The organism is Stenotrophomonas sp. 2YAF22 (assembly GCF_052114665.1).
Classification (GTDB): domain Bacteria; phylum Pseudomonadota; class Gammaproteobacteria; order Xanthomonadales; family Xanthomonadaceae; genus Stenotrophomonas; species Stenotrophomonas indicatrix.
In genome coordinates this window covers 1-4080 of the sequence record NZ_JBFRFE010000395.1, presented here as the reverse complement: position 1 = coordinate 4080, position 4080 = coordinate 1, and the positions used below count along the sequence as shown (strand labels likewise).

The 4080-nt window shown below is 63.8% G+C and carries 3 protein-coding genes; all 3 read left to right on the top strand.

All coding sequences use genetic code 11. From position 1 onward, the window contains the following. Positions 1 to 333 (top strand): NADPH-dependent FMN reductase (locus tag AB4Y84_RS15205; protein WP_442250376.1); only part of this gene is annotated, 333 nt, incomplete at its 5' end. A gap of 212 nt (positions 334 to 545) precedes the next feature. Next, positions 546 to 1976 carry a replicative DNA helicase gene (locus tag AB4Y84_RS15200; protein WP_099821134.1) on the top strand — a complete coding sequence of 477 codons (1431 nt, stop codon included), beginning with the start codon at positions 546 to 548 and terminating at the stop codon, positions 1974 to 1976. Positions 1977 to 2199: 223 nt separating this feature from the next. Further along, positions 2200 to 4080: TonB-dependent receptor (locus AB4Y84_RS15195; RefSeq protein WP_442250375.1), on the top strand; the 1881-nt coding region annotated here is incomplete at its 3' end.

The following is a 4080-nucleotide window of genomic DNA, read 5'->3' as shown; positions in this document are numbered from 1 at the left end:
CCCGAGTACAACCGTTCCGTGCCGGGCGTGTTGAAGAATGCGATCGACATCGGCTCACGCCCCTACGGCGACAGCGCTTTTGCGGGCAAGCCAGCGGCGGTGATCGGTGCTTCCATCGGCCAGATCGGCACGGCGGTGGCCCAGCAGCACCTGCGCAACAGCCTGGCCTTCCTGGACATGCACGTGCTTGGCCAGCCCGAGGCGTTCATCCACTTCAAGGATGGCCTGATCGATGCCGACGGTACGATCCACAATGAAGGCACGCAGACGTTCCTGCAGGGCTATGTGGACCGGTTCCTGGCCCTGATCGCGGTACATGCCAAGGGCGATTGACGCCAGCAGCGGCGGTTCCCATCTGCGATAATGGTCCACTCGGGCGTCGCAACGACGCCCGTCGCAGGCAATGCGACGCCCTCGCGCCAGTCTGGACAGGCTCAGGCGGATATCCCCCGTTTTTCCACGGCTTATCCACAGATTTGTCCATGGTCGCCGGGGTCGGCGCATGCCTACACTCGTCTGGCCCCTTTTGCAGGAAACACCGCAGCATGTCCGCCCGTTCCGGCTTCCGTTCCAACCGCAGAGAGCGCGGCGATGGCTTCGATCGCGATCGCGATGAATCGCGTATCGACCAGTTGCGCGTGCCGCCGCACTCGGTGGAGGCCGAACAGGCGGTGCTGGGCGGCCTGATGCTGGCACCAGACGCCTACGACCGGGTCAACGATCAGCTGACCGAGGGTGACTTCTACCGCCGCGACCATCAGATGATCTACCGGGCGATCCGCGAGCTGTCCGAGCGCGAGCGCCCCTTCGATGCGGTGACCCTGGGCGAGTGGTTCGAATCGCAGGGCAAGATGGAGCTGGTGGGCGATGGCGCCTATCTGATCGAACTGGCCAGCACCACGCCGTCGGCAGCCAATATCGTGGCCTATGCCGAGATCGTGCGCGACAAGGCGGTGCTGCGGCAGCTGATCCAGGTCGGCACCGACATCGTCAACGATGGTTTCCAGCCCGAGGGCCGTGACAGCAGCGAGCTGCTGTCCGCTGCGGAAAAGAGCGTGTTCGCCATTGCCGAACAGGGCGCGCGCGGCCGTACCGACTTCGTGGCCATGCCCGGTGCGTTGAAGGACGCGTTCGAAGAGCTGCGCAACCGCTTCGAGAATGGCGGCAACATCACCGGCCTGCCGACTGGCTACACTGATTTCGACGCGATGACCGCCGGCCTGCAGCCGACCGACCTGATCATCCTTGCCGCGCGTCCTGCAATGGGCAAGACCACCTTCGCCCTGAACATCGCCGAGTACGCGGCGATCAAGTCGAAGAAGGGCGTGGCGGTGTTCTCGATGGAAATGTCCGCATCGCAGCTGGCGATGCGCCTGATCTCCTCCAATGGCCGCATCAACGCGCAGCGCCTGCGTACCGGCCAGCTGGAGGACGAGGACTGGAGCCGGGTGACCGGTGCGATCAAGATGCTGAAGGAAACCAAGATCTTCATCGACGATACGCCAGGCGTGTCGCCGGAGATCCTGCGCTCCAAGTGCCGCCGCCTCAAGCGCGAGCACGACCTGGGCCTGATCGTGATCGACTACCTGCAGCTGATGAGCGTGCCGGGCAACAGCGAGAACCGCGCGACCGAAATTTCCGAGATCTCGCGTTCGCTGAAGGGCCTGGCCAAGGAACTGCACGTGCCGGTCATCGCGCTGTCCCAGCTCAACCGCTCGCTGGAAACGCGTACCGACAAGCGCCCGGTGATGGCCGACCTTCGCGAATCGGGCGCAATCGAGCAGGATGCGGACATGATCGTCTTCATCTACCGCGACGATTACTACAACAAGGAAAATTCGCCGGACAAGGGCCTGGCCGAGATCATCATCGGCAAGCACCGTGGTGGCCCCACCGGCTCGTGCAAGCTGAAGTTCTTCGGCGAATACACCCGTTTCGACAACCTGGCCCACGACTCGGTCGGTTCGTTCGAGTAACGGTAGTGCCGGCCGCTGGCCGGCAACGTCCACCAGGTAGCGTAGAGCCGAGGCGATGCTCGGCTCTTTTCGTTCCAGCGCACCCGGCGTCATATTCTCCACTCGGATCGCCAAAAATCCGTATGTGGCGTGTAAATGACATGTAACGCAACGCTTCTACGATTCCGCCGCTGCTGCTCCTTTGACGCCGCCCTTCGGCGTCCAGCGCGCCCAAGGAATCCCCATGTCTTGCCATGCTCCGCTTCGCCGCAATCTGCTGGCCCTGCTGGTCTGTGCCTCACTGCCATCGCTGGCCGCCGCTGAAACCGCTCCTGCCGTCGACGCGCAGTCGGCCACCACCCTGGATTCGGTCTCGGTGATCGGCCGGGGCGAGGCGCGCCAGGTCCAGCGCGTGACCGCCGAGGACATGAAGGTGCTGCCGCCCGGCGCCAACCCGCTGAAGCTGCTGGCCAGCAAGCCGGGCGTGCATTTCGAATCGGCCGATGCCACCGGTGCCTACGAGTGGTCCACCAGCATCAGTCTGCGCGGCTTCAACCAGAACCGCCTGGGCTACACGCTCGATGGCATCCCGCTGGGCAACATGAGCTATGGCAACAGCAACGGCCTGCACATCAGCCGCGCGGTGATCAGCGAGAACCTGGGCGGCGCCGAGGTCTCCACCGGCATCGGTGCGCTGGGCACGCCGTCGACCAGCAACCTGGGTGGGGTGTTCCAGTTCTATTCCATCGATCCTTCCACCGAATACGGTGTCGTGGTGGCGCAGAGCCTGGGCAGTGACAGTGCACGCCGCAGCTATGCACGCCTGGAAACCGGCGAACACCAGGGCTTCGCCGCCTACCTGTCCGGTGCGTATTCGGAGAGCGACAAGTGGAAGGGCAAGGGCTCGCATGAACTCAAGCAGTTCAACGGCAAGGCGACCTACAACTTCGGCGTCGACAGCCGCATCACCGCACTGTTCAACGCCTCGCGCCGGGTTGAGGCCGATTACCAGGACCTGTCGCTGGAGATGATCGATCGCCTGGGCTGGAACTGGGACAACTATGCGCCGGACTGGAACCGTGCACTGGCAGCTGCGCGTGGCCAGTACRGCGGCGGCGTCAACAGCCCGTGGGATGCGTATTACTCGGGCCATGGCCTGCGCAACGATGATGTCTCCAGCATCGCCGGTGACTTCGGCCTCAACGAGACGATGCGCCTGAAAGTCAACGTCTACAACCACAGCAACCGCGGCCAGGGCCACTGGTTCAGCCCGTCCAATCCTTCCAACCCGGGCACCAGTCGCGAGATTCCGATCTCGATCCGCACGACCGAGTATGCGATCGACCGCACCGGCGTGACCTCGGCGTTCACCTGGAACGTCGGCGGCCACGAACTGGAGGCCGGCCTCTGGTACGAAGACAACGGCCACAGCGTGCAGCGCAACTTCTACTACATCGATGGCCCGATCACCGACGACTTCTTCTTGCGCAATCCGGACCAGCGCGTGTGGCACCAGCGTTACACCACCATCACCCGCCAGTTCTACGTGCAGGACCGCTTCCGCCTGTTCGACGACCGCCTGACCATCGACGTCGGTGCCAAGTCGCCCAACACCCGCACCAGCGTGCGCACGCCGCTGGGCAGCTATGCCAACAACAGCAGCCTCACCGCGAAGAAGGGGCTGTTGCCGCAGGCCGGCTTCAACTTCAAGCTGGACGAGCGCAACGAGATCTTCGGTTCGTATGCGAAGAACATCGCGGCCTACGCGCTGGGTGTGGGCAGTCCGTTCAATGTTCCGCAGGTAGCGTTCGATGCCAGCGCCAAGGACCTGAAGCCGGAACAGTCGCGCACCATCGAACTGGGTTGGCGCGGTTATGGCCAGGGGTATGAAGCCTCGGTCGCGGTGTACGACGTCAAGTTCGACAACCGCCTGCTGGCCATCGCCCAGTGCGTGGGCATCCTCGGTTGCCCGGCGCTGTATTCCAACGTCGGCTCGGTCACCAGCCGCGGTGCCGAGGCGACCCTGCAGTTGAAACCGATGCGCGACCTGAGCTGGTCCAATGCGCTGTCGTGGAATGACAGCAGCTACGACAACGACTACGTCAACAACGGTGTGGTGCCGACC